Source organism: Massilia horti, assembly GCF_004614195.1.
Lineage (GTDB): Bacteria > Pseudomonadota > Gammaproteobacteria > Burkholderiales > Burkholderiaceae_D > Telluria > Telluria horti.
In genome coordinates this window covers 1-25,346 of record NZ_SPUM01000105.1, presented here as the reverse complement: position 1 = coordinate 25,346, position 25,346 = coordinate 1, and the positions used below count along the sequence as shown (strand labels likewise).

The window sequence follows — 25,346 nt, the reverse complement described above, 5'->3', positions numbered from 1 at the left end:
TGCAACCAGTGTGAAAGTAGGTTATCGTCAGGCTAGTTATAAAGAAAAAGCCCCGCCTGCCTGAGTGCAGACGGGGCTTTTTTGCTTTTTCCAGCACTCCGCACGCCACATCAGGTCCGTCGGCTGCGTCCTACAAGCTCCTAGCCGTTCCTCCGATACCACCGAACAGCGTCCATGCCCATGATCGTCCCGTGAGCGTCCAAGTCGCGCTTGAGGGAGGATCGGACATGAGTGGCAAAAAGCAGCGACCGTTGTCGGTCAATCGTGGGCGTGCGAAGCCGAAAGCTGTTCCCGTCTCCGAGGACAGCCTGCAGACACGTGCGCCAGGCTGGGTAGCGCCAAGCGGCAGCGAACAAACCGAGGTGCCGCTGGGCCAGCAAGGCCAGGTGCAAACCGAAGGCGCGGAGCCGGGGACCCAGCAGACCGGATGGAGTTCGCGCCAGCAGGCGCAACGAATGCAGGCGCGCGGCGAGGAGGACCGTTTGGGGGAGCCGCGCCAATCCGGCTATGGGGGCGCCGAACAGTACCAGCACGCCGGCTCGCAGGAATCGCCGACCGGGCCGCCAGGTTCGCAACAGAGCGGGCCCCGCCATCAGCCGCAAAAAAATCCGGATGAGCCGCCCGCCGACGTGGGCAGCCGCCCCGGCCACAAGGGCCCATCCAGGCGCTAAGCCTGCGACAGCGGGGCGGAATTCCGAGAGGCTCTCTGCCCCCTGCTGATGCTTTCGCCGTCATTGCGCCGCAGCTTCCAGAAGATGGCCGACGATACCATCGTCGTCACCCCCAGCGCGATGAATGCATGGTGCAAGGCGCGCGTGACCAGCACGCGCTCCGTCTGCGGCACATCCCCGAGGAACCACGCGGTAACCAGCGAACCGGCCGCCAGGCCAAAGCTCATCGACAATTGCTGGAACGAGCTGGTGATGGTGCTGGCCATGCTCGAGTCACGCGGCTCGACGTCGGCATAGGCCAGGGTGTTCATGCTCGAGAATTGCAGGGAGTTGAAAAAGCCCTGCATCAGGCCGATCGCGACGATCGCATAGGTGGGCGTGCCCGGTCCGACCAGCGAGAACAGTCCGATCGTCACCCCGATGCAGATGGTGTTCATCACCAGCACCTGGCGATAGCCGAAGCGCGCCAGCACGCGCGGCGCGATCAGTTTCATGCCCATTGCGGCCGCGGCGGTGGGCATCATCAACAGCCCGGAATGCCATGCCGGCAGGCCGAGGCCCAGCTGGTACAGCAGCGGCAGCAGGAACGGCAGGCCGCCCACGCCCATCCGCGTGATGAAGCCTCCCAGCACCGAAATGCGGAAGGTGCGCACGCGCAGCAGAGACAGCTTGAGCAGCGGGTATCTGCGATGGTTGGCGTGCCACGCGTATGCGCCCAGCAGCGCTATCGACAGCACCAGCATCAGGCCCATCGTCATCGGATCGAGCGTGTGCTCGCCAAAGATTTCGAGCAGCCATGACAGGATCGCCGTTCCCGAACTGAACAGGATCAGCCCGACCACGTCCAGTGGCCGCTGTTCGTTGCCGTGGTAGTCCGGCATATGGCGATACACGAGGTACAGCGCCGCCAGCCCGACCGGCACGTTGATGAAGAAGATCACGCGCCACGAAGCCAGGTGCACGATCACCCCGCCCACGGTAGGCCCGAGCAGCGGGCCGATCAGCGCCGGCAGGATCACGAAGTTCATCGCCCGCAGCAGCTCGGACTTGGGAAAGGTGCGGATGATCGCCAGCCGTCCGACCGGCATCATCAACGCGCCGCCGATACCCTGCAGCAGGCGCGCGGCGACCATCATCGGGGCGTTCAGCGACAGTCCGCACAGGACCGACGCAATGGTGAACAGTGCAATCGCAAAGCCGAACACGCGTCGCGTGCCATAGCGGTCGGCGATCCAGCCGCTCACCGGAATGCCCACGGCAAGGCTCAGGATATAGCTGGTGACGACCGACTTCAGGGAGAGCGGCGTGACGTTCAGGCTCGCCGCAATGCTTGGGATCGCGGTATTGACAATCGTGGCGTCGAGCTGCTCCATGAACAGGGCAGTCGCGACCAGCCACGGCAGATAGCTCTTGACGGTACTGGTGGGATTCAATCGGGCCTCTTGCTGTTGGCGCCCATCGAGGGACCAAGAGCCGATTGTTACATAAATCGCAGAGTGACGATGTCAGCCGAAACCCTGCCGGATTGTCAGAAGCGGTAGGCGGCTTTCATGACGAGCCAGTTTACGCCGCTGTTGGGGTGCTTGATGCCGCCGTTGGAGTAGTGCTGGACGCGCGCGGTGAATTCCCACCTGTTCGGCAGCGCATAGCCAACGCCGATATGGTCGGCGAACTCGAATGCGGTCGACAGGTGGTTGCCGGCGTTCTTGTACACCGTGGAGAACAGGCTGGCGCCGATGCCGGCTTCCCCGAACAAGCCGAGCTTGTCGTCGCTTTCGTAACGGAACACCGGCGTGACACCGATTACCGCATAGTATTGGTGGTCGCCTTTCACATCCTTGTATTCGGTGCCGCGCCATCCGGCAACATTGAAGTCCCAATATCCCGACAGGTGGTAGCCATTGGCAGGGAGCCAGCGCTTGTTCCAGTCCTTCTGGCCGGCGAGGCGTATCATCTGCGCTTTGTTGGCACCGCCGATCTCAACCGACGCGGAGTCGAACCAGCCGTCGGCGGCAAACGCGGCATGGGTGCTGAACATGGCGGTGAGCGCCGCCAGCGCTTTCGTGATGTTGTTAGTAGTGGGCATGATCTCTTTCGTGAATTTTCGACAGGCTCGTCGGCAGACCAGCTGATTGTACTGTCAACGGCTGCGCCGCGTTGAGCGCGCCCAGTTGTTACAATCACTGGACGACGAAAAGCTGAAAGGAAGACCATGCAACTCCCGACCCTGGCATTTCTTGGCATCGGCCTGATGGGGCGGCCGATGGCGTCGCACCTGGCGCAGGCCGGGTATCCGTTACGCGCCTGGAACCGCACCTTTGCCAAGGCCGAGGCATTGCGCGCGACCGGGGCCGAGCCGAAGGCGGAACTCGATCAGGCCGTGCGCGGCGCGGCGATCGTAATCTCGATGCTGGAAGACGGCAAAGTCGTCGACCAGGTCATTGACGCAGCGCTGCCGGCGCTGGAACCGGGCACGCTGTGGATCGACATGAGCTCGACCCGGCGTGACGAAGCGCTGGGCTTTCATGCGAAGCTCCAGGCGCATGGCTGCCGCTTCCTCGACGCGCCGGTGTCCGGCGGCGTGGCAGGGGCCGAGGCGGCAACGCTGGTGATCATGGCCGGCGGCAGCGCGGACGATTTTCGTCAGGCCGAGCCGGTGCTGAGCGTGCTGGGCACGGCCAGGCTGGTGGGACCGGCGGGAAGCGGGCAAGTTGCCAAGCTGTGCAACCAGCTGATCGTCGGCGGCACGCTTAACATTGTCGCCGAGGCGCTGTTGCTGGCCCAGGCGGCCGGGGCCGATCCGGCGGCGGTACGGGAAGCGATCCGCGGCGGCTTTGCCGGCAGCCGGATTTTGGACATCCACGGTCAGCGTATGCTCGAGCGCAATTTCATGCCGGGCGGGCAGGTGAAGAGCCAGCTGAAGGATTTGCACAATGTGCTGGCCGCAGCGGCGGAAAGCGGCCTGGCGTTGCCGGTGACGTCGCTGGTGACGCGCAATTACGAGACGATCGAGGGCGATCTGGCGCGCGCCGACCATGCGGCGGCGCTGATCGCGTTGGAAAGAATAAACCCAGGCAAGCGGCTGGGCGACGCCCCGGACCAGTTGCCGAAGGCGTAGGGTGCGCACCCCGTGCGCACGCGGTACGGCTGATCTGACGTTAGCGCCGCGTCCACTCAAAGCTGCCGCAAACTCTGCTCAACCGTACCGCGTGCGCACAGGTCCTCGGCGGCCCCGCGCCCCCTACGCCTGTTGTTGATGCCGCTGGTGACGCTTAAACAACCGGTAAGCTCATCTCCGCCAGCCGCACCCAGTAGCTCGCGCCGATCGGCAGCAACTGGTCGTTGAAGTCATAGCTGCCATTGTGCAGCTGGCACGGCCCCAGACCGTGCCCGGCCGCCCGGTGCTCGCCTTCGCCATTGCCGATGAAAACGTAGCAGCCCGGCTTTTCTTGCAGCATGAACGCGAAGTCCTCCGCGCCCATGGTCGGCTCGACATCGGTATCCACCTTGTCCGCCCCGGCCACCGCCTTCATCGCTTCGATCGCGAACGCGGTCTCGCGCACATGGTTGACCAGTGGCGGATAGTTGCGATGGAACTCGAATTCGACCGTGGCGTTAAAGCCGGCCGCAATGCCATTGGCGATATCGTGCATGCGCCGCTCGATGAGGTCCAGCACGCCCGTGGTGAAGGTGCGTACGGTGCCGATCAGCACCGCTTCGTCGGGGATGACGTTAGTGGCGCTGCCCGCGTGAATCTGGGTGATCGACAGCACGGCGGTATCGAGCGGATTGCGTTCGCGCGAGATGATGGTCTGCCAGGCCTGCGCGACCTGCACCGCGACCATCACCGGGTCGATGCCGCGGTGCGGCTGGGCCGCGTGCGCGCCTTTGCCCTTGATCACGACACGGAATTCGTTGCTGGAAGCCATCATTGGCCCCGCGACCACGCCGAAGCTGCCGACCGGCAGCCCGGGCCAGTTGTGCATGCCATACACCGCTTCCATCGGGAACTGCTCGAACAGCCCGTCCTCGATCATGCGGCGCGCGCCGGCCCCGCCTTCCTCGGCCGGCTGGAAGATCAGGTAAACGGTGCCGTCGAAGTTGCGGTGCCTGGCCAGGTAGTGCGCCGCGCCCAGCAGCATGGCCGTGTGCCCGTCATGGCCGCAGGCGTGCATCTTGCCCGGGTGGCGCGAGGCGTGCTCGAACGTGTTCAGTTCCTGCATCGGCAGCGCGTCCATGTCCGCGCGCAGGCCGATCGCGCGCTCTCCGGTACCGCTCTTGATGATGCCGACGACCCCAGTCACGCCCAGACCGCGCACGATTGGGATGCCCCATTCGGTCAGGCGGGCCGCCACCAGATCGGCTGTGCGCTGTTCTTCGTAGCTCAGTTCGGGATGGGCGTGGATGTCGCGCCGGATTTGCCGCAGTTCGGATTCGAATGCGAGAATGGGTTCGACAAGTTTCATCTAATTCTCCGTTGATGCCAGCGTATCAATGCACGATTGGAACTATTGTAGCCCCTCACATCCAGTGGGGACAACGGGCACAGGAATCGTATAAAGTATTGGTTTCACGCCTCTTTTTCCAAGAATAATCCCAATGACGACCACACAAGTCCGTGCCGCCTGCCCGCACGACTGCCCCGATACCTGCGCCCTCCTGGTCACCGTCAAAGACGGTATCGCTACCGAAGTGAAGGGCGATCCCGACCATCCGACCACGGCCGGGGTGTTGTGCACGAAGGTGTCGCGCTACGTGGATCGCACCTATCATCCGGAGCGCCTGCTGTACCCGATGCGTCGCGTCGGCAACAAGGGCGAGGGCAGGTTCGAGCGGATCAGCTGGGAGCAGGCGATCGACGAGATCGCGGCGCGGCTGGGCAAGATTGCGGCGCGCGACCCGCAGGCGATCTTGCCGTACAGCTACTGCGGCACGATGGGCCTGGTCCAGGGCGAATCGATGTCTTTGCGTTTCTTTAACAAGCTGGGCGCCTCGCTGCTCGACCGTACCATCTGCGCCACGGCCGGCGCCACCGGTTACCGGTACACCATCGGCGGCTCGATCGGCACCGACATCGAGCACTTCCAGGACGCCAAGCTGATCATCATCTGGGGCGGCAACCCGATCGCCTCCAACCTGCATTTCTGGACCCGGGCGCAGGAAGCCAAGCGCCGCGGCGCCAAGCTGATCGCGATCGACCCGTACCGCTCGCTGACGGCCGAGAAGTGCCACCAGCACATCGCCCTGCTGCCCGGCACCGATGCCGCACTCGCGCTGGGCATGATGCACGTGCTGATCCGCGACGGCCTGCTCGACCACGACTACATCGAGCGCCACACGCTCGGGTTCGAGGAACTGAAGGCGCGCGCGGCCGAGTGGTCGCCCGAGCGCACCGCCGCGACCTGCGGCATCACAGCCGAGGAAGTGGAGAACCTGGCGCACGACTACGGACAGTTGGCCAAAAACGGCGAGCCGGTCGCGATCCGCCTGAACTACGGCATGCAGCGCGTGCGCGGCGGCGGCATGGCGGTTCGTAACATCGCCTGCCTGCCGGCGCTGGTGGGCGCCTGGCGCCACGCCGCCGGCGGCATCCAGCTCTCGACTTCGGGCTCGTTCCCGGCCAACCGCCCGGCGCTGCAGCGCCCCGACCTGCTGAACGGCCGCAAGCCGCGCACGATCAACATGACCACCATCGGGGGCGACCTGCTCAAGGACAGCTCGCCCGAGTTCGGGCCGAAGATCGAGGCGGTCATCGTCTACAACGCCAACCCGCTGGCGATCGCGCCCGATTCGGGCAAGGTGATGGCCGGCTTTGCGCGCGAAGACCTGTTCACGGTCGTGCTCGAGCACTTTTGCACCGACAGCGCCGACTACGCCGACATCCTGCTGCCGGCCACGACCCAGCTCGAGCACGTCGATGCGCACCTGGCTTACGGCCACCTGTACATGATGGCCAATAACGCGGCGATCGCACCGCTGGGCGAAGCCAAGCCGAACACCGAGATCTTCCGCCTGCTCGCGGCGCGCATGGGTTTTGACGACGCCTGCTTCAAGGAGACCGACGACGAGCTGGCTGCACAGGCGTTTAACAAGCAGGACGCCCGCGCCGTGCATTTCGACTGGGAGTCCTTGAAGCGCAAGGGCTGGCAGAAGCTCGCCATGCCGGATGCGCCCTTCGCCGACGGCGGTTTTCCGACCCCGTCGGGCAAATGCGAATTCTATTCAAGCACGATGCTGGCCGATGGCCTCGATCCGGTCCCAGCCTACATCGCGCCCTACGAGTCGGCCGCCTCCAATCCGGAGCTGGCCGCCAAATACCCGTTGGCGATGATTTCGCCACCGGCCCGCAACTTCCTCAATTCGACCTTCGTGAACGTGCAAAGCCTGCGCGCCACCGAAGGCGAGCCCCACCTCGACATCCACCCGCTCGACGCCGCCGCACGCGGCCTTGCGCACGGCGACATGGCCCGCATTTTCAACGACCGCGGCTCGTTCGTGGCCAAGGCGCGCGTGACCGACAAGGCGCGGCCCGGCCTTGTGGTCGGCCTGTCGGTCTGGTGGAAAAAGCTCGCCGGCGACGGCAAGAACGCCAACGAGGTGACCAGCCAGCGCCTGACCGACATGGGCCGGGCGCCAACCTTCTACGACACACTGGTGGAGGTCGAAAAGGCCTCGCCCTAGACCTGACATGAACCTATCCAGATTTTCCCGCATCGGCCGCTCCCTGCTGCTCACGGGCGCGGCAGCCGGGCTGCTTGCAGGCTGCTCGACCCTCAACTACTACACTCAGGCCGCACAGGGACAGCTCGAACTGATGTCCGACGCCAAGCCGATCGACGACTGGCTGGCCGACCCCGGCACCAACCCGAAACTGCGCGTGCGCCTGGAAACGGCGCGCCAGATCCGCCGCTTCGCGGTGAAGGAACTGGGCCTGCCGGACAATAGCAGCTACAAGAACTATGCGGCGCTGTCGCGTCCTTACGTGCTGTGGAACGTGGTGGCCACGCCCGAGCTGTCGCTCAAGCCCCTGCAGTGGTGCTTTCCGGTGGCGGGTTGCGTGAACTACCGCGGCTACTACAACAAGGACGACGCCCAGGCCTACGCGCGTGAGTTGCGCCAAGGCGGCAACGACGTCGAGGTGGGCGGCGTGGCAGCGTATTCGACCCTGGGCTGGTTCTCCGATCCCTTGCTCTCCACCTTCATCAACTACCCTGACGCGGAGCTGGCGCGCATGCTGTTCCACGAACTGGCGCACCAGGTGGTGTACGTGCAGGGCGACTCGCAGTTCAACGAGTCGTTCGCCAGCGCGGTCGAGGAAGAGGGCGTGGCGCGCTGGCTCGACCGCTTCGGCAGCGACGCCACGCGCGAGGCCTACGAGCGCTATTGGGCGCGCAAGCACGCCTTCCACGCGCTGCTGATGAAGAGCCGCAAGGAGCTCGAACTGGTCTACAAGTCGCCGCTGCCGGACGTTGAAAAGCGCATTGCCAAGGCGCGCGTGTTCACCCAGCTCAAGGACGAATACCAGGTGCTCAAGCAGAGCTGGGGCGGCTACGCCGGTTACGACAAGTTCTTCGCCGAGCCGCTGTCCAACGCGCACCTGGCCTCGATTGCGACCTATTCCGATTTCGTCCCGGCGTTCAAGGTCCTGCTCGAACGCGAACGCAGCTTCCCGCGTTTCTACGCCGCCGTGCGCCGCATTTCCCAGCTCGGCAAGGAAGATCGCCACCGGGTCCTGAAGGCGCTTGGCGCCGCCGCGCCCGACGATCCGCTTGTGGTGCAACGCACCATGGCCAGCGCCCGGTAGAGCCCCCGCTCCAATCTCAGCGAAAGCGCTTGCGTCGCCGCCTGCTGCCCTATAGGATCACAGCAGCAATAGCAAAGGCGCAAGCCTGCGCGCGGCCGGCATCGCGTTGCCCGGAGCCGGCTGCCCGATAACTATAAATATTCGAGACAGAGGCACCCGATGGACAAAATTTGGCTCCAATCGTACCACTCGAACGTCCCCGCGGAGATCGACCCCGACCAGTACACGTCCCTCGTCCAGATGTTCGACGAGTCGTTCGCCAAATACGCAGCCAACAACGCGTTCGTCTGCATGGACAAGTTCCTCAGCTATGCAGAGCTCGACGCCTGTTCCAAACGCCTGGCCGCCTGGCTGCAAAGCCGCGGCATGGCCAAGGGCGCGCGCGTGGCGGTGATGATGCCCAACGTGCTGCAGTATCCGATCGCGCTGGTCGCGATCCTGCGTGCCGGCTACACCGTGGTCAACGTCAATCCCCTGTACACCGCACGCGAACTGGAGCACCAGCTCAAGGATTCCGGCAGCGAAGCGATCATCGTGCTGGAGAATTTCGCGCACACCGTCGAAGCCGTCTTGACCCGGACCCCGGTGCGCCACGTGGTGGTGGCCAGCATGGGCGAGATGCTGGGCGGGGCCAAGGGCATGCTGGTCAACTTCGTGGTGCGCAACGTCAAGAAGCTGGTGCCCGAGTTCTCGCTGCCGAACATGGTGCGCTTCAAGGACGCGCTGGCGCAGGGCGCCAAAATGCCCTTTGCGCCGGCCGATCTCAAGCCGTCGGATATCGCCTTCCTCCAGTACACCGGCGGCACCACCGGCGTGTCCAAGGGCGCCACGCTCACCCACCGCAACGTGATCGCCAACGTGCTGCAGACCGAAGCCTGGTCCGGACCGGCCCTGAGCCGCCCGCCGGTCGTCGAGTTCCCGACCATCGTGTGCGCGCTGCCGCTGTACCACATCTTCGCGCTGACGGTGTGCGCGCTGTGGGGCATGCGGATGGGCGCGCTCAACCTGCTGATCCCCAACCCGCGCGACATCCCGGGCTTCATCAAGGAGCTCTCGAAGTACCAGTTCAACATGCTGCCGGCCGTGAACACCCTGTACAACGCGCTGGCCAACCATCCCGACTTCGCCGCGCTTGATTTCTCGGCCCTGAAGCTGGCCAACGGCGGCGGCATGGCGGTGCAGCAGGCGGTCAACGACAAGTGGCGCAGCGTCACCCACGTCAACATCATCGAGGGCTACGGCCTGTCGGAAACCTCGCCGGTGGCCACCAGCAACCGCTGCGACATCTCGGCCTTCACCGGCACGATCGGGTTGCCGATCCCGTCGACCGAGGTCGCGATCCTGGACGACGACGGCAACGAGGTTCCGCTCGGCCAGCCGGGCGAAATCGCGATCCGCGGCCCGCAGGTGATGGCCGGCTACTGGAACCGCCCGGAGGAGACCGCCAAGGTCATGACCGCCGACGGCTTCTTCAAGTCGGGCGATGTCGGCATCATGGACGAGAAGGGCTATGTCAAGATCGTTGATCGTAAGAAAGATATGATCCTGGTGTCGGGCTTTAATGTGTACCCGAACGAACTGGAAGGCGTGATCGCGGCGCACCCGGGCGTGCTGGAATGCGCGGTGATCGGCGTGCCGGACGAGTATTCGGGCGAGGCGGTCAAGGCGTTCGTGGTGCGGCGCGACCCGAGCCTGACCGAACAGGACCTGATGGACTACTGCAAGGAGCAGCTCACCGGCTACAAGAGGCCGAAGTACATCGCATTTCGCGACGATCTGCCGAAGACAAACGTCGGCAAGATCCTGCGCCGGGCGCTACGGGAGGAAAAGCAGGCCCAGGCGGCATAGGCGGCGCATGCAGGATCGTAGGGTGCGCACCTGTGCGCACGCGGTACGGTTGAATGTCGTTGGCGCCGGCCTGCACACGTACCGCGTGCGCACAGGTCCTCGGCGGCCCCGCGCCCCCTACACCCTTGCGACAGCCGCTTGCGTGTCACGCGCTAACGCCGCCCAAAGGGGCGGCTTTGCACTTTAGTGGATAACAAAAGGGAATAAGAAATGGACAAATTTTGGCTCAAGTCGTACCAGGAGGGCGTGCCCGCGGAGATCGACCCCACGCAATACCGCTCCCTGACGCAACTGCTGGAAGAAGCCTTCCGTGCGTACGCCGGGCGCAAGGCCTACGCCTGCATGGGCAAGTCCATCACCTATGCGGATCTCGACCGCATGTCGCAGCAATTGGCCGCGTGGCTGCAAAGCCGCGGCCTGCAGCAGGGCGCGCGCGTGGCGGTCATGATGCCCAACATCCTGCAATACCCCGTAGCGCTGGCGGGGATCCTGCGCGCCGGCTGCACCATCGTCAACGTCAACCCGCTGTACACCCCGCGCGAGCTGCAGCACCAGCTGAACGACTCGGGCGCCGAAGTGATCATCGTGCTCGAGAACTTCGCCCATACGCTCGAGCAGGTGCTGGCCCGGACCCAGGTCAAGCACATCGTCGTTGCGACCATGGGCGACCTGCTGGGCATGAAGGGCATGCTGGTCAACTTCGTCGTGCGCAAGGTGAAGAAGTTGGTGCCGGGCTACGCGCTGCCGGACGTGGTTGGCTTCAACCAGGCACTCGCCGCCGGCGCGCACATGACGCTCAAACCCGTCGTGCAGGGGCACGACGATATCGCCTTCCTGCAGTACACCGGCGGCACCACCGGCGTGGCGAAAGGCGCCGTTCTGCTGCACCGGAACGTGATCGCCAACGTGCTGCAGAACGAAGCCTGGTTCAAGCCCCGGCTGTCCCAACAACCCGCGGGCGAGCAGACCGAGTTCATGTGCGCGCTGCCGCTGTACCACATCTACGCGCTCACGGTATGCGCGTTGCTCGGCATGCGCATGGGCGCCCTGAACGTGCTGATCCCGAACCCGCGCGACCTGCCGGGCTTCATCAAGGAGTTCGGCAAATACCGCATCAACGTGTTCCCGGCCGTGAACACGCTCTACAACGGCCTGCTCAACACCGTCGGGTTCTCCAGCCTCGACTTTTCGCGCATGCTGATCTGCCCGGGCGGCGGCATGGCGGTGCAGCAGTCGGTGGCCGCCAAATGGCTCCAGGCCACCGGCATCCCGATCGTCGAAGGCTACGGCCTGTCCGAGACCTCGCCGGTGGTGACCGCGAACCGCTGCGATATCACGGAATTTTCCGGCACCATCGGCCTGCCGCTGCCATCGACCGAAGTGCGCATTCTCGACGACGCCGGCAATGAAGTGCCGTTCGGCCAGCCCGGCGAGATCGGCGTGCGCGGCCCGCAGGTGATGGCAGGCTACTGGAAGCGCGACGACGAAACGGCCAAAGTCATGACCGCCGACGGTTTTTTACGGACCGGCGACATCGGCATCATGGACGAGCGCGGCTACACGCGCATTGTTGATCGCAAGAAGGACATGATCCTGGTGTCGGGCTTCAACGTGTACCCGAACGAAGTGGAAGACGTGGTGATGGCGCATCCGGGCGTGCTGGAGGTGGCCTGCGTCGGCGTGCCGGACCAGAACTCGGGCGAGACGGTCAAGCTGTACGTGGTGAAGAAGGACCCGAACCTCACCGAGCGCGAGCTGATGGAGTACTGCAAGGAGCACCTGACCGGCTACAAGCGGCCCAAGTACATCACGTTCCGGGACTCGCTGCCCAAGACGAACGTGGGCAAGATCCTGCGGCGCGAGCTGCGCGACGAGCAGCCGGCGACGTAGGGATTAATCCAGTACGCCAGAATATCGTAGGGTGCGCACCAGTGCGCACCCTACGATTTTTCCGCTAGCGGGTGGGGCCGTTGTTGCTAGTGCCCGATCAGCGATTCAATCGGCGGCAACTGGCGCGGTTTGCGGTCCGGCCCGGTGGCGACGTAGGTGAGGGTGGCCTCGGTCACCTTCACCACGTTGGTCTGCAGGCGGTTACGTTCGGCGTACACTTCAACATAGACCGTGATCGAGGTGCTGCCGACCTTGACGATTTCAGCGTAGAACGACAGCAAATCGCCGACGAACACCGGATGCTTGAACAGGAATGAATTAACGGCAATGGTGGCAACGCGGCCGTTGGCGCGGCGGGTGGCCGGCAGCGAGCCGGCGATGTCGACCTGGGCCATGATCCAGCCGCCGAATACGTCGCCATAAACGTTTGCGTCGGGAGGTCCCGGCATGACCCGTAGCACCGGCATCTTTCCTTCAGGCAGGCGAGTGACGGATGGTTCGGGCTGTTTTTCTGGCGTGGTCATCGTGATTTCTCGTGAAAAGCTACAATCGACCCGCATTGAACCATAAATCCCCGACCCCTGCCATGCGCCGCTCCCCTGCAAGTTCCCCCCTTCCGCCGCCATCGAATGGCCTGCCCCGCAACGACTGGGCCACGCTGCGCACGCTGTTTCCTTACCTGTGGGTCTACAAATGGCGGGTGCTGGCCGCGCTCGTTTGCTTGGTCGGCGCCAAGATGGCCAATGTCGGCGTGCCGCTGGTGCTCAAGAAACTGATCGACGAGCTGACCATCACCCCGACCCATCCGAAAGCGCTGCTGGCGCTGCCGGTCGCGGCGCTGGTCGCCTACGGCGTGCTGCGCTTTTCGACGACCCTGTTCACCGAACTGCGCGAGTTTTTGTTCGCGCGCGTGACGCAGCGCGCGGTGCGCACCATCGCGCTCAAGGTGTTCCGTCACCTGCACGCGCTGTCGATGCGCTTTCACCTGAACCGCCAGACCGGCGGCATGACGCGGGATATTGAGCGCGGCACCCGCGGCGTCAGCTCGCTGGTGTCGTACTCGCTGTTTTCGATCCTGCCGACGCTGGTCGAAATTACGCTCGTGCTCGGCTACCTGGCGCTGCACTACGATATCTGGTTCACCGTGATCACGGCCGGCGCGCTGGTCACCTACATCACCTTCACCGTGCTGGTGACCGAGTGGCGCACGCACTTTCGGCGCACCATGAACGAGCTCGATTCGAAGGCCAACACCAAGGCCATCGATTCGCTGATCAACTACGAAACCGTCAAGTACTTCGGCAACGAGGACTACGAGGCCCAGCGCTACGACCAGGGCCTGCAGAGTTACGAGCAGGCCGCGGTGCGTTCGCAGACCTCGCTGTCGCTGCTCAACAGCGGGCAGTCGCTGATCATCGCCGCGGCCGTCACCCTGATCCTGTGGCGCGCGACGCAGGGCGTGATCGACGGCAAGATGACCCTGGGCGATCTGGTGCTGGTCAACTCGTTCATGATCCAGCTTTACATCCCGCTCAATTTCCTCGGCGTGATCTACCGCGAGATCAAGCAGAGCCTGGCCGACATGGAACGCCTGTTCGCGCTGCTGGACGAAAACCGCGAGGTGGCCGACAAACCCGGCGCGCAGCCGCTCGCAACCCATGGCGCGCGTGTCGCGTTCTCGCACGTGGACTTCAGTTACGAAGCCAAGCGCCAGATCCTGTTCGATGTCGACTTCACGATTCCCGCCGGCACCACGACGGCGGTGGTCGGCCACAGCGGCTCGGGCAAGTCCACCCTGTCGCGCCTGCTGTTCCGCTTTTACGACGTGCAGCAGGGCGCGATCAGCATCGACGGCCAGGACGTGCGCGCGGTGACCCAGGAATCGCTGCGTGATGCGATTGGCATCGTGCCGCAGGACACGGTGCTGTTCAACGACACGATCGAATACAACATCGCTTACGGGCGGCCGGGCGCCGGCATCGACGAGGTGGTGGCGGCCGCGCGCGTGGCGTCGATCCACGACTTCATCGAGAGCTTGCCAGACGGCTACAAGACCGTGGTCGGCGAGCGCGGGCTCAAACTGTCCGGCGGCGAAAAGCAGCGGGTCGCGATCGCGCGTACGCTGCTCAAGAACCCGGCCATCCTGGTCTTCGACGAAGCGACCTCGGCGCTGGATTCGAAAGCCGAGCAGGCCATCCAGGCCCAGCTGAAGGAAATCGCGAAGAACCGCACGACGCTGGTCATTGCGCACCGGCTGTCGACCGTGGCCGATGCGCAGCAGATCCTGGTGCTCGATCACGGGCGCATAGTCGAGCGCGGCACCCACCAGGCATTGCTCGCGGCAAACGGCCTGTATGCGCAGATGTGGGAGCGCCAGCAGGCGCGCAAGGACGAAGAGCTCGCTTCGCCGTCGCTGGAATTGGAACAGGAAGAGTAGATCCCCTGGCCTTGAGCTGGGGCAAAGACGATTGCCGTAACGCGGCTGCCTGCGCCCCTCGCGAAGCATAATCGGCGGATGGACCAGCCGATCATTGAAATTGCCGACCTGCCAAAAGGCACACAGTCCAGCGACGTGATTGCCGCGCTCGAGTCCGGAAAGGTGCTGTATCTTCCAACGTTCGGCTTCACGCCGACGTCGGAAGAATTACGCCTGTTCCGGCCCGACATGCGCGACCCTAAGAGCCGCAATATCAGCCTGGACGCGAATGGCGGGCTCAAGGGCGCGATCGACGACGCCGGAGCCCGCCAGGCACTCACCGCGATGATGGTCCGGTTCCGCGAGCAGGCCGAGGGGCTGCTCGGCACGCTGGCGCCGTGCTACACCGGCAAGATGAAACGCGGGCCGGTCAGCTTCCGGCCATCCGTCGTGGAAACGCGGGTGCAGTCATGGCGTGCGGATGACAGACGCTTGCACGTGGACGCGTTCCCGTCGCGGCCCAACCGCGGCGAACGGCTGCTGCGCGTGTTCTACAACGCCAATCCGGATGGTGTGCCGCGCGTGTGGCGCGTGGGCGAGCCGTTCGAGACGGTGGCCGGGCGCTTCCTGCCGAAGCTGAAGCCCTATTCGCGCTGGCAGGCCAGGGCTCTGAGTATGCTGGGCGTGACCAAGTCGCTGCGCAGCGAGTACGACCACCTGATGCTGCAACTGCACGACGCGATGAAGTCGGATGCCGATTACCAGAAGAACGCGCCGCAGGTGAAGATGCCGTTCCCGGCGGGATCGGCGTGGGTGTGCTTTTCGGATCAAACCGCGCACGCGGCGATGTCGGGGCAGTACATGATCGAGCTGACGGTGCAGTTGCCGCCGTCGGAGCAGTACGATCCGCAGGCCAGCCCGCTGGCGATTCTGTCGCGGATGACGGGCAGGCAGCTGGTGTAGAACTGAAGCGTAGGGTGCGCACCTGTGCGCACGCGGTCATCGCTTGCTGACTTGCGGCTGCCGCTCCACTGCGCGGCGTTTGCGAACCGCGTGCGCACAGGCCCTCGGCGGTCCCGCGCCCCCTACGAAAAGATCAGTAGGTGTAGAACATCCTCTGAATCTCTTTGGTGCTGTTGGTCTTGGTCAGTGCCAGCATCAGCAGGATGCGCGCCTTCTGCGGGTTGAGCGTATCCGACACCACGAAATCCAGTTCGTCGTCATTCGCCTCGCCGTTGCGCGCGACGATGCCCTGGCCGACCCGGCTCGAACGCACGATGATCATGCCTTTCTTGCGCGCTTCCACCAGCGCCGGCTTGAGCTGCGCCGGAATGCTGCCGTCGCCCACTGCCGCGTGGATCAGCCCCTTGTCGCCCGCAGCCACGAACGCATTGATCGCGGTCGGCGGCACGTTGGCGTAGGTGTACGAGATATCCACCGCCGGCAGCGACTCCAAGCGACTCACGTCAAACTCGGTATCGACCGTATGCTTGCGCAGCGACGCCCGGTAGAACGCCACGCGGTTGCCCTGCACGTAGCCGAGCATGCCCAGCTCGGTCGTCTTGAAGGTGTCCGGCGTCGTGGTGTTGGTCTTGGTGACTTCGCGCGCGGCGTGGATCTGGTCGTTGAGCACCACCAGCACACCCTTGCCGACCGCATCCTGGCTGGCCGCCACCTGCACCGCGTTGTACAGGTTGATCGGGCCGTCCGCCGACATCGCGGTCGACGGGCGCATCGAGCCGACCAGCACCACCGGCTTCCTGCTCTTGACCACCAGGTCCAGGAAGTAGGCGGTCTCCTCCAGCGTGTCGGTGCCGTGGGTGATGACGATGCCGTCCACGTTCGGCTGCGCCAGCAGCGCGTTGACGCGCTTGGCCAGCGTCAGCCAGTGCGCGTTGGTCATGCTCTCGCTGGCAATCTGGAACACCTGTTCGCCGGTGACGTTGGCCACATCGGCCAGTTCCGGCACCGCCTTGATCAGCGATTGCACGCCGACCGTGGCGGCGGTGTAGCCGACGGTGGTGGTGCTGGTGGCGCCGGTGCCGGCGATGGTGCCGCCGGTGGCGAGAATGGTCACGTTGCGCAGCTTGGCCTGCTCGGCCTGCGCTGCGCCTGCCAGGCACAGCATGAACCCGAACAGTGCGATCAGTGATCGGGCGGATTTGTGGAACAGCATGGGATCTCCTTCACTTGGTTGGCCGCGCGAGCGGCCGGTTTGCAGCCTTCGTCGTCACGGCTTCTTGTAGACGACGCCTTCTTTCATCACAAACTTCATCGTTTGCAGCGTGGCGATGTCGCTCAGCGGGTCGCCGCTGACGGCCACGATGTCGGCCATGTAGCCCGGCTCCACCGAGCCGAGGCGCCCCTCCTGGTTCAGCAGCGTGGCGGCCGACAGCGTCGCTGACCGGATCGCTTCCAGCGCAGGCATGCCGGCTTCGACCATGTAGGCGAACTCCTTGGCGTTTTCGCCGTGCGGGAATACGCCGGCGTCGGTCCCGAATGCGATCTTCACGCCGGCCTTGTAGGCGCGGCCGAACGTGCCCTGGATCTGCGGGCCGATGGCGGCGGCCTTCGGGCGCACCAGCGGCGAGTAGTAGCCGTCCACCTTGGCCTTGTCGGCCACGTAGCGCCCGGCCGAAATGGTCGGCACGTACCACGCGCCGTTCTTCTTGAACAGGGCGATCGCTTCGTCGTCCATCATCGTGCCGTGCTCGATCGAATCGACGCCGGCGCGCAGCGCGCGCTTGATGCCTTCGGTGCCGTGCGCATGCGCCGCGACCCGGAAGCCGTAGTCCCTGGCCGTGGCGACGACCGCGCGCAGCTCATCTTCGGTGTACTGCGAGTTCTGGCCGCTGGCCGCCTGGGACAGCACGCCACCGGTCGCAGTCACCTTGACCAGGTCCGCGCCTTCCTTGTAGCGGGCGCGCACGGCCTGGCGGGCTTCGTCAGGGCCGCTGATCACGCCTTCGTTCGGCCCCGGATTGCCGACCGCATGACTGAAGCGGTGCGACAGGTCGTTGGTGGAATCGCCATGGCCACCCATGGTCGCGATCATGGTGCCGGCGGTGAAGATGCGCGGACCGGGTACCTTGCCGGCGGCGATCGCGCGCTTGAGCGATATGTTCACCGTATCGCTCGCGCCCAGGTCGCGCACCGTGGTGAAGCCTGCCATCAGCGTGCGCTCGGCATACGCGACCGAGTTGTAGGCCATGTCGGCCGGGTTGCCGGCCAGCGCCTCATGCAGCGCGTCGGCGCGCGGCTTGGTCTCGTGGGTCAGATGCACGTGCATGTCGATCAGGCCCGGCAGGCAGGAATAGTTCGAGAGGTCGACATGCTCCGCGCCCGAGATCAAAGGCCCGACCGACTTGATCTTGCCGTCCTCGACCACGATGCTCACGCGTTCGCGCCAGGTCCCGTTTTTCACGTCCAGCAGGCGGCCGCAGTCGATGGTCTGGGTGGCGGCGTGGGCGCCGTTCATGGCCAGCAGCAGGCCTGCGGCATACAGTTTGTTCATCCTGTCTCCTTTATCGTTCTGGTTGTGAAAAAAAGGCCTCCCATGCTGGAAGGCCTTGTCCGGTCATGCGCCGCGAATCAGCGCAGCGGGGCAGTGGCGACGTCCTTGTTCGGCGCCGCTTCGGTCAGCTCGCCCTCCCACTTGGCGACCACCGCGGTGGCGATGCCGTTGCCGATGACGTTGGTGGCCGAGCGCGCCATGTCGAGGAAGTGGTCGATGCCGATCAGGAGCAGCAGGCCCGCTTCCGGGATGTGGAACTGGCCGAGCGTGGCGGCGATCACCACCAGCGAGGCGCGCGGCACACCGGCCATGCCCTTGGAGGTGAGCATCAGCACCAGCATCATTGCGATCTGGGTCGAGAGCGGCACGTCGATGCCGTAGGCCTGGGCGATGAAGATGGTCGCGAAGGTGCAGTACATCATCGAGCCATCGAGGTTGAACGAGTAACCGATCGGCAGCACGAACGCGGCCAGGCGGTTGCGCACGCCGAAGCGCTCCAGGCCTTCCAGCGTTTTCGGGAACGCCGCTTCCGACGAAGCGCAGGTGAATGCCAGGATGGTCGGCTCGCGCAGCTCGCGCAGCAGCTTGAAGATGCGCGGACCAACCACCAGCACGCCGACCGCGATCAGGACCACCCACAGCAGCGCGATGCCGATGTAGAACTCGCCCATGAACACGCCGTAGGTCGAGAGCACGCCGACGCCGCTTTTGGCGATCGTGCCGGTCACCGCCGCGAACACCGCGACCGGGGCGAAGTTCATGACGTAGCCGGTTACTTTCAGCATCACGTGGGCGACGCCGTCGACCGCTTCGATCAGCGCGTTCGCGCGCGGGCCGATCGCGGCCGCGCCGGTGCCGAAGAAGATCGAGAAGATCACGATCTGCAGGATTTCGTTCTTGGCCATGCCGTCCACGATCGAGGACGGGACCAGGTGGGTGATGAACTCCTTGAGCGTCAGGCCCGATGCCGTGATGCCAGAGGAGGCGCCGGCGGCCGGCACAGCGCCGGCAACGTGCAGGGCGTCGCCCGGACGGAAGATGTTCACCAGGACCAGGCCGAGCGACAGCGACAGGACGGACGCGATGATGAACCAGCCGAGCGCCTTGGCGCCGATGCGGCCGACCTCCTTGGCGTCGCCCATCTTGGCGATGCCCACCACCAGGGTCGAGAACACCAGCGGCGCGATGATCATCTTGATCAGGCGGAGGAAGAGGGTGGTGACCAGCGACATGTTGTCGGCGAAGGCCGTCGGATCGGAGAGGCTGATGTTGGCGACATAGCCGGCGCCGATGCCCAGCACCAGGCCCGCAAGGATGTAGCCGGTCAGGCGATTTCGATTGTTCATATACTGCGCTTTCCTGTGATAGTCGCGGATCAAGCCTGGTGGGCCTGGCCGTGCCCCGGAACGCGACAGGACATTGGTTCTGTCGCCGCGGGTTTTGGGGCAGAATACTGTGTTTTTGTGAGCGAACCGATCGCTGGTTCTATATTGGCAAGTTCCGCAGTATCCTAGGCGTTGATGGTACTGTCAAGCACGCTGGCGCGGGTGTGTTGGCGGTGTTGGACAGGACCCTTTTTCAGCAGATGGACGAGATGATTGAACTGACCAAAGTGAGCAAATGGTATGGCGACTTCCAGGTGCTGAGCGAATGCAGCACCACGGTGGCGCGCGGCGACGTGGTGGTGGTGTGCGGGCCGTCAGGCTCCGGCAAGTCCACGCTCATCAAGACCGTCAATGGGCTCGAGCCGTTCCAGCAGGGGGAAATCCGGGTGGATGGCATTTCCGTCGGCGCCGCGCAGACCGACCTGCCCGCTCTGCGCTCGAAGATCGGCATGGTGTTCCAGAATTTCGAGTTGTTCCCGCACCTGTCGGTGCGCCGCAACCTGACGCTCGCGCAGGTCAAGGTGCTGGGACGCAGCGAGATGGAAGCGACCGAGCGCGGCCTGAAGTACCTGGACCGGGTGGGCCTGCTGGCGCACCAGGACAAGTACCCGAGCCAGCTATCCGGCGGCCAGCAGCAGCGGGTCGCCATCGCACGCGCGCTGGCGATGGACCCGATCGCGATGCTGTTCGACGAGCCGACCTCCGCACTCGATCCGGAGATGATCGGCGAGGTGCTGGACGTGATGGTCGGGCTGGCGCAGGAAGGCATGACGATGATGGTGGTCACGCACGAGATGGGTTTTGCGCGCAAGGTGGCGGACCGCATCGTGTTCATGGACCAGGGACGCATTGTCGAGGACACGCCGAAGGACGAGTTTTTCAGTACGCCGCGGTCAAGGCGGGCCAAGGAGTTTTTGGCGCGGATTATTCATTAGCGGGTTGTGGCGTGCGGTGCGAGCAGGCACCTGCGATCACCGCCGGCGCAGCTGGCAGGGCGTAGGGTGCGCACCTGTGCGCACGCGGTCACCGTGTGCTGACTTGCGGCTGCTGCTTCACTGCGCCACATTCGCGAACCGCGTGCGCACAGGTGCGCACCCTACGACGTTTTTTCGCCGCAGGCAGGGATCACTCCCCGACGCGCATCGCTTCCTCGCCTGCGTAATACTCGTAATCGCTGGTGATCACATACGAGTGCCGCAGTTCGACGACTTCGTCGCGGAAGGTCATCGCCCGCCGCACGATATGTAGTAGCGGCGTGCCTTCATCAATGCCCAGCAGCCCGGCGATCTGTTCGTTCGCCCCGCACGCCTCCAGCCGCTCCTCGGTGCGCAGCACCGCCACCCCGAACTCGTCCTGATAGAGCTGGTACAGCGTCGTGTGCCGCTCGCGCACCTGGTCCGCGGTCATGCCCCCAAAGTAGCGCTCGGGCAGCAGGATGTCGTCGATGATCGCCGCCTTGCCGCCTAGGCTCAGGCGATTGATGATCCGGACCACCCTGGTACCCTTGCCGATTCCCAGCCGCCGCGCGCTGTCGCCGTCCGCCTTTTCCTTTTCCAGGCTGATGAATTCCACCGTCGGGTATTCCTTGTGCCCGACCTTGGGGCAGATGTGGAAGAAGCCGAACATGTAGCGGTCCTGGCTGTGCGAGGCGACGAAGGTGCCGCGGCCCTGGTGGCGGATCAGGATGTTTTCGGCCGTCAGTTCGTCCACCGCCTTGCGCAGCGTGCCCACGCTCACGCCGAAACGTTCGCACAGGCGCTTTTCGGCCGGGATCGTCTCGCCCGGCTTCCATTCGCCGTCGCGCAGCGCTTCCATCAGCTTGTGCTTGACTTCCCGGTACAGGGGCAGGCCCAGGGCCACATCGGAGCGAAAGAGAGTTTCCATGATTTTTTTGAGAGTACGTTGTCTGTACCCATGATAGCAAACCGCAGCCCGTCTAGGGCAAAATTCATTCATATCACATGATTGAATTGCGGGTTACGCGACCGCGTCCTGGCACATGCGCAGCAAGCTCTCCATGCCCTCGGTGCGGTACTTCTGCTTGTGCAGCAGGATGTGCATCGAGCGCGTCAGGTGCAAAAACGGTGTCGGGACCGCGACCAGGTGGCCGCGCTCGACCGCGCCGGACAGGGCGATCGTCGGCAGGCACGAAATGCCGATCCCCGCTTCGACGGCGCGCTTGATCGCTTCCGTCCCGCCCAGTTCCATCGCCAGCCGGATCTCGCCCAACTGGCTGGTCAACAGCTGCTCGACCACCTCGCGCGTGCCCGAGCCGCGCTCACGCAAGATCCAGTCCGCGTCGCGCAGCGTTTCAAGCGTGGCCACGCCGGGCTGGGCGAGGGGATGGTCGGGTGGCGTGCAGATTGCCAGCTCGTCCTCGCGCCAGAAGATGGTTTCGATGTCAGCGTGCAGGCAGGGCCCTTCGACGAAGCCAAGGTCGATCTCGAAGCGCAGGATCGCATTGATGACCTGCTGCGTATTGCCCACCTCCAGCTCGATCCGGCTCCCCGGCCGCGCGGTGCGGAACTGCCCGATCAGGCGCGGCAGCAGGTAATTGCCGATGGTCGAACTGGCGCCCAGCCGCAGGTTCACGGCGCGGCCAATCTGGTGGAACAGCTGTTCCATCTCCTGCGCGCGCTCGATCATCCCGACCGCCTTCGGGTACAGCACGCGGCCGTCTTCGTTGAGCGCGAGGCGCTTGCCGATCCGGTCGAACAGGCGCCTGCCGAGCTGACTCTCGAAGTCGGCCAGTGCCATGCTCGCCGCCGACTGGGTCATCCCGATCGCGCTGGCGGCCTGGGTGACGCTGCCTTTTTGCGCGGTGGCGACGAACACTTCGATTTGCCTGAGGGTGGTGTGGAGCATGCCTATATCAATCCTGCTGATTAATCATATCAATATTACTCGTTTTTCTAATGAGCGCGGGACGGGTAGTCTTTGTTTCAAGCTTTACGAACATAGGAGTACCAGCCATGACAACTTTGACTAGCCGTTCAACCCAGTATGCCTGCGGGCTTGCGCTCGTCGCCGCCATCGCCGCGGTGGGGATTTGGGGCGCGGGGCTGCGGGAAATGGAACAACTTGGGCTCTCCGCGCTGACGCTGGCGATCGTCATCGGCATCGCGCTTGGCAACACCGTCTTCCCGCGTATCGCGCCATTCAGCCTCGAAGGCGTCGAATTCGCCAAATCCAGGCTGCTGCGGCTGGGGGTCGTGCTGTACGGCTTCCGGATCACATTCCAGGATATCGGCCACATCGGCTGGGCCGGCATCCTGATCGACGTGCTGATCATCTGTGCCACGTTCACGCTGGCGGTGCAGTTGGGCACCCGCGTGTTCGGGCTTGATCGCCAGAGCGCGATGCTGATCGGCGCCGGCAGCTCGATTTGCGGCGCGGCGGCGGTGATGGCCGCCGAGCCGGTGGTGCGCGGACAGGCGCACAAGGTGTCGGTGGCGGTGGCCACTGTCGTCATCTTCGGCACGCTGGGGATGTTCGTCTATCCGCTGCTGTATCCGTACCTGCACTTGAGCGAGACCGCGTATGGCCTGTATGCCGGGTCGACGATTCACGAAGTGGCCCAGGTGGTCGTGGCGGGGCGCGCGGTGAGCCAGCACGCAGCGTCGTACGCGGTGATCGAGAAGATGCTGCGGGTGATGATGCTGGCCCCGTTCCTGGTCATCCTCGGCAGCCGCCTCGACGGCCAGGACTATGCAGGTAGTGCGGCCACCGGGCGCCGCATCACGATTCCGTGGTTTGCCGTGTTCTTTATCGTTGCTGCCGGCGTGAATTCGCTGCACCTGCTGCCGGCCGGCCTGGTCGCCGCCGTGCTGAAGGTGGACACCGTGCTGCTGGCGATGGCGATGGCGGCGCTTGGCCTGCGTACCCACGTCGGCGCCATCCGGCAAGCGGGCGTCAAGCCGATCCTGCTGGCCAGCGTGCTGTTCCTGTTCCTGATGACTGGCGGTTATGTCATCAACCGGATCGTTACCGCGATCATCTGATCTTGGAAGGAGGGATGATCGTTTGGAAAGTGATATATATGATCTAGTTGACAGCAATGGAGTGCTGCGTTAGCATGAAATTCACAGTTCTTTGCGGACCAAGCGACAAAAAGACAAGCATGAAATGCCGTCGCTGGTTCGATGCCTGGTCAATTCCGGGTCGCCTCATCCCCCTGGCTGAGGTACTTGCGGACCGGCTGCCCGCAGTTGCGGCCGACTTGCGTTGTTCCGTGCCCGCCTGAGAAGCGGATCTGCAGATGGGATAACCCGCGCGGAAGTTCATTCAAAAAAAAGCGGTTTGGAGGATGAAATGAGGAGCTCGCTTTTTCGCAGTCTGTATTTCCAGGTGGTTGTGGCGCTGATCGCCGGCGTGGCGGTCGGGCACTTTTATCCCAACATCGCAACCGACCTCAAGCCGCTTGGTGACGGCTTCATCAACGGCATCAAGATGGTGATCACCCCGGTCATCTTCTGCACCATCGTCTCCGGCATCGCCGGGATGGAAAGCCTGAAGAAGGTCGGACGCGTCGGCGGCAAGGCCGTGCTGTATTTCGAAGTCATGACCACGCTGGCGCTGGTGATCGGCATGATCGTCGCCAACGTCGTGCACCCGGGTTCCGGCATCAATGCCGACATCGCCGCGCTCGACAAGAGTGCGGTGGCCGGCATTGCCGACAAGGTGCATCCGCAAAGCACTGGCCAGTTCATCATGTCGATCATTCCGTCGTCGGTGGTCGAGGCCTTTGCCAAGGGCAACCTGCTGCAGGTGCTGCTGTTCTCGGTAATGTTCGGCATCAGCCTGTCGGTCATGGGCGAACGCGGGCAGAAGGCGCGCGAGATCGTCGACGAATTCGGCAAGGCGCTGCTAGGCATCGTCAACATCGTGATGAAGTTCGCGCCGGTAGGTGCCTTTGGTGCAATGGCATTCACGGTCGGTAAATTCGGCTTGGGCACGCTGCAACACCTGGCGCTGCTGATCGCCTGCTACTACGCGACCACGATCCTGTTCATCGGCCTGGTGCTCGGTTCCATGGCCAAGGTCGCCGGCGTGTCGATGTGGAAGCTGGTTAAGTACCTGAAGGAAGAGATCCTCATCGTCCTTGGCACCGCCAGCACGGAATCGGTGTTGCCGCAATTGATGGAAAAGCTGGAACGGCTTGGCGTGGCTCGCTCGGTGGTGGGGATGGTGGTGCCGACCGGTTATTCGTTCAACCTCGACGGCGCTGCGGTCTACCTGACCATGACCTCGCTCTTCATCGCCCAGGCGCTGAACATCCACCTGTCGCTGTTGCAGCAGATCGGTCTGCTGGCGATCCTGATGCTGACCTCCAAGGGCGGTGCAGGTGTGGCGGGTGCTGCGCTGGTGGCGCTGGCTGCAACGCTCGGCTCGACCCACATCCTGCCGGTTGCGGGCATTGCACTGATCATCGGCGTGGACCGCCTGATGAACGAGATCCGGGCCTTGACCAACCTGTTTGGCAATTCGGTCGCCGCGCTGGTGGTGGCGCGCTGGGAAGGCGAACTCGATCTGGAAACGGCGCATGCCGTGCTCGATGGCGCGTATGAGGACGAGCCTGGCTTCGACCTCGAGGGCGAACTGGAGCCGGTGCCGGGCGTGCTGCCGGTGCGGGCGCCTGTGGCGCGGCAAGCGGTGGGTTAAGCCATTAGTTGCCGGTCCCTGGCGGGGCGCTTCGCTGTTGGCGGAGCGCCCCGTTGTCGTTTTGGTGCCGCCATGGGCTGCTGCCCACGTCGCCCCCGCGGGGTGAACTGACCCAGAAAAGTTGGACACCAGTTCCAACTTTTCTGGGGTCTTATGA

20 protein-coding genes are annotated in these 25,346 nt (G+C 64.3%); 11 read left to right on the top strand and 9 right to left on the bottom strand.

The window, feature by feature from the left end:
• Positions 1 to 227 precede the first annotated feature (227 nt).
• Positions 228 to 671: a hypothetical protein gene (locus tag E4O92_RS15405; protein ID WP_135190622.1), complete on the top strand. Its 444-nt coding sequence runs from the start codon at positions 228 to 230 to the stop codon at positions 669 to 671.
• Here E4O92_RS15405 and E4O92_RS15400 read toward each other — a convergent pair.
• Together E4O92_RS15400 and E4O92_RS15395 are read right to left on the bottom strand one after the other, a co-directional pair.
• The gene (locus tag E4O92_RS15400) at positions 668 to 2,104 is read right to left on the bottom strand and encodes a DHA2 family efflux MFS transporter permease subunit (RefSeq protein ID WP_229483398.1); all 1,437 of its coding nucleotides are present in this window, start codon (positions 2,102 to 2,104) and stop codon (positions 668 to 670) included. The two genes, E4O92_RS15405 and E4O92_RS15400, sit on opposite strands and share 4 nt — an antisense overlap.
• A gap of 95 nt (positions 2,105 to 2,199) precedes the next feature.
• Positions 2,200 to 2,757 carry an acyloxyacyl hydrolase gene (locus tag E4O92_RS15395; RefSeq protein WP_135190621.1) on the bottom strand — a complete coding sequence of 186 codons (558 nt, stop codon included), beginning with the start codon at positions 2,755 to 2,757 and terminating at the stop codon, positions 2,200 to 2,202.
• A 126-nt stretch (positions 2,758 to 2,883) separates the two neighbouring features.
• Here E4O92_RS15395 and E4O92_RS15390 point away from each other — a divergent pair, with 126 nt between their 5' ends.
• Entirely contained in the window at positions 2,884 to 3,789 is a 906-nt protein-coding gene (locus tag E4O92_RS15390; protein ID WP_135190620.1) for an NAD(P)-dependent oxidoreductase, read from the top strand.
• Between the two features lie 154 nt (positions 3,790 to 3,943).
• Here E4O92_RS15390 and E4O92_RS15385 read toward each other — a convergent pair whose 3' ends face one another.
• Complete coding sequence (locus E4O92_RS15385) at positions 3,944 to 5,137, bottom strand: M20 aminoacylase family protein (RefSeq protein ID WP_135190619.1); 1,194 nt, start codon at positions 5,135 to 5,137, stop codon at positions 3,944 to 3,946.
• A 133-nt stretch (positions 5,138 to 5,270) separates the two neighbouring features.
• Between E4O92_RS15385 and E4O92_RS15380 the strand changes: the two genes are divergently transcribed.
• The 4 genes from E4O92_RS15380 to E4O92_RS15365 all read left to right on the top strand — a co-directional run bounded on the left by E4O92_RS15380 (position 5,271) and on the right by E4O92_RS15365 (position 12,213).
• Complete coding sequence (locus E4O92_RS15380; RefSeq protein ID WP_135190618.1) at positions 5,271 to 7,352, top strand: molybdopterin-containing oxidoreductase family protein; 2,082 nt, start codon at positions 5,271 to 5,273, stop codon at positions 7,350 to 7,352.
• A 7-nt stretch (positions 7,353 to 7,359) separates the two neighbouring features.
• Positions 7,360 to 8,475, top strand: coding sequence for an aminopeptidase (locus tag E4O92_RS15375; RefSeq protein WP_135190617.1), 1,116 nt, complete (start codon positions 7,360 to 7,362; stop codon positions 8,473 to 8,475).
• A 159-nt stretch (positions 8,476 to 8,634) separates the two neighbouring features.
• A complete protein-coding gene (locus tag E4O92_RS15370) occupies positions 8,635 to 10,323 on the top strand; it encodes a long-chain-fatty-acid--CoA ligase (protein ID WP_135190616.1) in 1,689 nt (562 codons plus the stop codon).
• Between the two features lie 210 nt (positions 10,324 to 10,533).
• Positions 10,534 to 12,213, top strand: coding sequence for a long-chain-fatty-acid--CoA ligase (locus E4O92_RS15365; RefSeq protein WP_135190615.1), 1,680 nt, complete (start codon positions 10,534 to 10,536; stop codon positions 12,211 to 12,213).
• Between the two features lie 86 nt (positions 12,214 to 12,299).
• On the opposite strand, the gene E4O92_RS15360 is transcribed toward E4O92_RS15365, so the two are convergent.
• On the bottom strand, positions 12,300 to 12,737 hold the full coding sequence (locus E4O92_RS15360; protein WP_135190614.1) for an acyl-CoA thioesterase: 438 nt from the start codon (positions 12,735 to 12,737) through the stop codon (positions 12,300 to 12,302).
• A 62-nt stretch (positions 12,738 to 12,799) separates the two neighbouring features.
• Between E4O92_RS15360 and E4O92_RS15355 the strand changes: the two genes are divergently transcribed.
• On the top strand, positions 12,800 to 14,650 hold the full coding sequence (locus E4O92_RS15355) for an ABCB family ABC transporter ATP-binding protein/permease (protein WP_135190613.1): 1,851 nt from the start codon (positions 12,800 to 12,802) through the stop codon (positions 14,648 to 14,650).
• Positions 14,651 to 14,728: 78 nt separating this feature from the next.
• A complete protein-coding gene (kdoO, locus tag E4O92_RS15350; RefSeq protein ID WP_135190612.1) occupies positions 14,729 to 15,592 on the top strand; it encodes a Kdo hydroxylase KdoO in 864 nt (287 codons plus the stop codon).
• A gap of 133 nt (positions 15,593 to 15,725) precedes the next feature.
• On the opposite strand, the gene E4O92_RS15345 is transcribed toward kdoO, so the two are convergent.
• The 3 genes from E4O92_RS15345 to E4O92_RS15335 form a co-directional block, all read right to left on the bottom strand.
• Positions 15,726 to 16,805 (bottom strand): type II asparaginase, encoded by a 1,080-nt coding sequence (locus E4O92_RS15345; protein ID WP_135190611.1) that lies wholly within the window; start codon positions 16,803 to 16,805, stop codon positions 15,726 to 15,728.
• A gap of 54 nt (positions 16,806 to 16,859) precedes the next feature.
• The gene (locus tag E4O92_RS15340; protein ID WP_135190610.1) at positions 16,860 to 18,143 is read right to left on the bottom strand and encodes a metal-dependent hydrolase family protein; all 1,284 of its coding nucleotides are present in this window, start codon (positions 18,141 to 18,143) and stop codon (positions 16,860 to 16,862) included.
• Between the two features lie 77 nt (positions 18,144 to 18,220).
• On the bottom strand, positions 18,221 to 19,489 hold the full coding sequence (locus E4O92_RS15335; protein WP_135190609.1) for a dicarboxylate/amino acid:cation symporter: 1,269 nt from the start codon (positions 19,487 to 19,489) through the stop codon (positions 18,221 to 18,223).
• 248 nt (positions 19,490 to 19,737) lie between these two features.
• Here E4O92_RS15335 and E4O92_RS15330 point away from each other — a divergent pair, with 248 nt between their 5' ends.
• Positions 19,738 to 20,463, top strand: a complete 726-nt coding sequence (locus tag E4O92_RS15330) for an amino acid ABC transporter ATP-binding protein (protein WP_135190608.1) — start codon at positions 19,738 to 19,740, stop codon at positions 20,461 to 20,463.
• Positions 20,464 to 20,653: 190 nt separating this feature from the next.
• On the opposite strand, the gene E4O92_RS15325 is transcribed toward E4O92_RS15330, so the two are convergent.
• Together E4O92_RS15325 and E4O92_RS15320 are read right to left on the bottom strand one after the other, a co-directional pair.
• Positions 20,654 to 21,412 (bottom strand): GntR family transcriptional regulator, encoded by a 759-nt coding sequence (locus tag E4O92_RS15325; RefSeq protein WP_135190607.1) that lies wholly within the window; start codon positions 21,410 to 21,412, stop codon positions 20,654 to 20,656.
• A gap of 93 nt (positions 21,413 to 21,505) precedes the next feature.
• Positions 21,506 to 22,393, bottom strand: a complete 888-nt coding sequence (locus tag E4O92_RS15320) for a LysR family transcriptional regulator (RefSeq protein ID WP_135190606.1) — start codon at positions 22,391 to 22,393, stop codon at positions 21,506 to 21,508.
• 107 nt (positions 22,394 to 22,500) lie between these two features.
• On the opposite strand from E4O92_RS15320, the gene E4O92_RS15315 reads away from it, so the two are divergent.
• On the top strand, positions 22,501 to 23,529 hold the full coding sequence (locus E4O92_RS15315) for a YeiH family protein (protein WP_135190605.1): 1,029 nt from the start codon (positions 22,501 to 22,503) through the stop codon (positions 23,527 to 23,529).
• A gap of 310 nt (positions 23,530 to 23,839) precedes the next feature.
• Positions 23,840 to 25,189: a C4-dicarboxylate transporter DctA gene (gene dctA / locus E4O92_RS15310; protein WP_135190604.1), complete on the top strand. Its 1,350-nt coding sequence runs from the start codon at positions 23,840 to 23,842 to the stop codon at positions 25,187 to 25,189.
• The last annotated feature ends 157 nt before the right edge of the window (positions 25,190 to 25,346 follow it).

What these genes read in the sequence shown, in the direction of transcription:
- E4O92_RS15330 (WP_135190608.1), top strand. Translation starts at nt 19,738, where the DNA reads ATGATTGAACTGACCAAAGTGAGCAAATGGTATGGCGACTTCCAGGTG.
- E4O92_RS15365 (WP_135190615.1), top strand. Translation starts at nt 10,534, where the DNA reads ATGGACAAATTTTGGCTCAAGTCGTACCAGGAGGGCGTGCCCGCGGAG.
- E4O92_RS15390 (WP_135190620.1), top strand. Translation starts at nt 2,884, where the DNA reads ATGCAACTCCCGACCCTGGCATTTCTTGGCATCGGCCTGATGGGGCGG.
- E4O92_RS15380 (WP_135190618.1), top strand. Translation starts at nt 5,271, where the DNA reads ATGACGACCACACAAGTCCGTGCCGCCTGCCCGCACGACTGCCCCGAT.
- E4O92_RS15315 (WP_135190605.1), top strand. Translation starts at nt 22,501, where the DNA reads ATGACAACTTTGACTAGCCGTTCAACCCAGTATGCCTGCGGGCTTGCG.
- dctA (WP_135190604.1), top strand. Translation starts at nt 23,840, where the DNA reads ATGAGGAGCTCGCTTTTTCGCAGTCTGTATTTCCAGGTGGTTGTGGCG.
- E4O92_RS15335 (WP_135190609.1), bottom strand. Translation starts at nt 19,489, where the DNA reads ATGAACAATCGAAATCGCCTGACCGGCTACATCCTTGCGGGCCTGGTG.
- E4O92_RS15340 (WP_135190610.1), bottom strand. Translation starts at nt 18,143, where the DNA reads ATGAACAAACTGTATGCCGCAGGCCTGCTGCTGGCCATGAACGGCGCC.
- E4O92_RS15360 (WP_135190614.1), bottom strand. Translation starts at nt 12,737, where the DNA reads ATGACCACGCCAGAAAAACAGCCCGAACCATCCGTCACTCGCCTGCCT.
- E4O92_RS15375 (WP_135190617.1), top strand. Translation starts at nt 7,360, where the DNA reads ATGAACCTATCCAGATTTTCCCGCATCGGCCGCTCCCTGCTGCTCACG.
- E4O92_RS15370 (WP_135190616.1), top strand. Translation starts at nt 8,635, where the DNA reads ATGGACAAAATTTGGCTCCAATCGTACCACTCGAACGTCCCCGCGGAG.
- E4O92_RS15385 (WP_135190619.1), bottom strand. Translation starts at nt 5,137, where the DNA reads ATGAAACTTGTCGAACCCATTCTCGCATTCGAATCCGAACTGCGGCAA.
- E4O92_RS15395 (WP_135190621.1), bottom strand. Translation starts at nt 2,757, where the DNA reads ATGCCCACTACTAACAACATCACGAAAGCGCTGGCGGCGCTCACCGCC.
- E4O92_RS15320 (WP_135190606.1), bottom strand. Translation starts at nt 22,393, where the DNA reads ATGCTCCACACCACCCTCAGGCAAATCGAAGTGTTCGTCGCCACCGCG.
- E4O92_RS15325 (WP_135190607.1), bottom strand. Translation starts at nt 21,412, where the DNA reads ATGGAAACTCTCTTTCGCTCCGATGTGGCCCTGGGCCTGCCCCTGTAC.
- E4O92_RS15345 (WP_135190611.1), bottom strand. Translation starts at nt 16,805, where the DNA reads ATGCTGTTCCACAAATCCGCCCGATCACTGATCGCACTGTTCGGGTTC.
- E4O92_RS15405 (WP_135190622.1), top strand. Translation starts at nt 228, where the DNA reads ATGAGTGGCAAAAAGCAGCGACCGTTGTCGGTCAATCGTGGGCGTGCG.
- kdoO (WP_135190612.1), top strand. Translation starts at nt 14,729, where the DNA reads ATGGACCAGCCGATCATTGAAATTGCCGACCTGCCAAAAGGCACACAG.
- E4O92_RS15355 (WP_135190613.1), top strand. Translation starts at nt 12,800, where the DNA reads ATGCGCCGCTCCCCTGCAAGTTCCCCCCTTCCGCCGCCATCGAATGGC.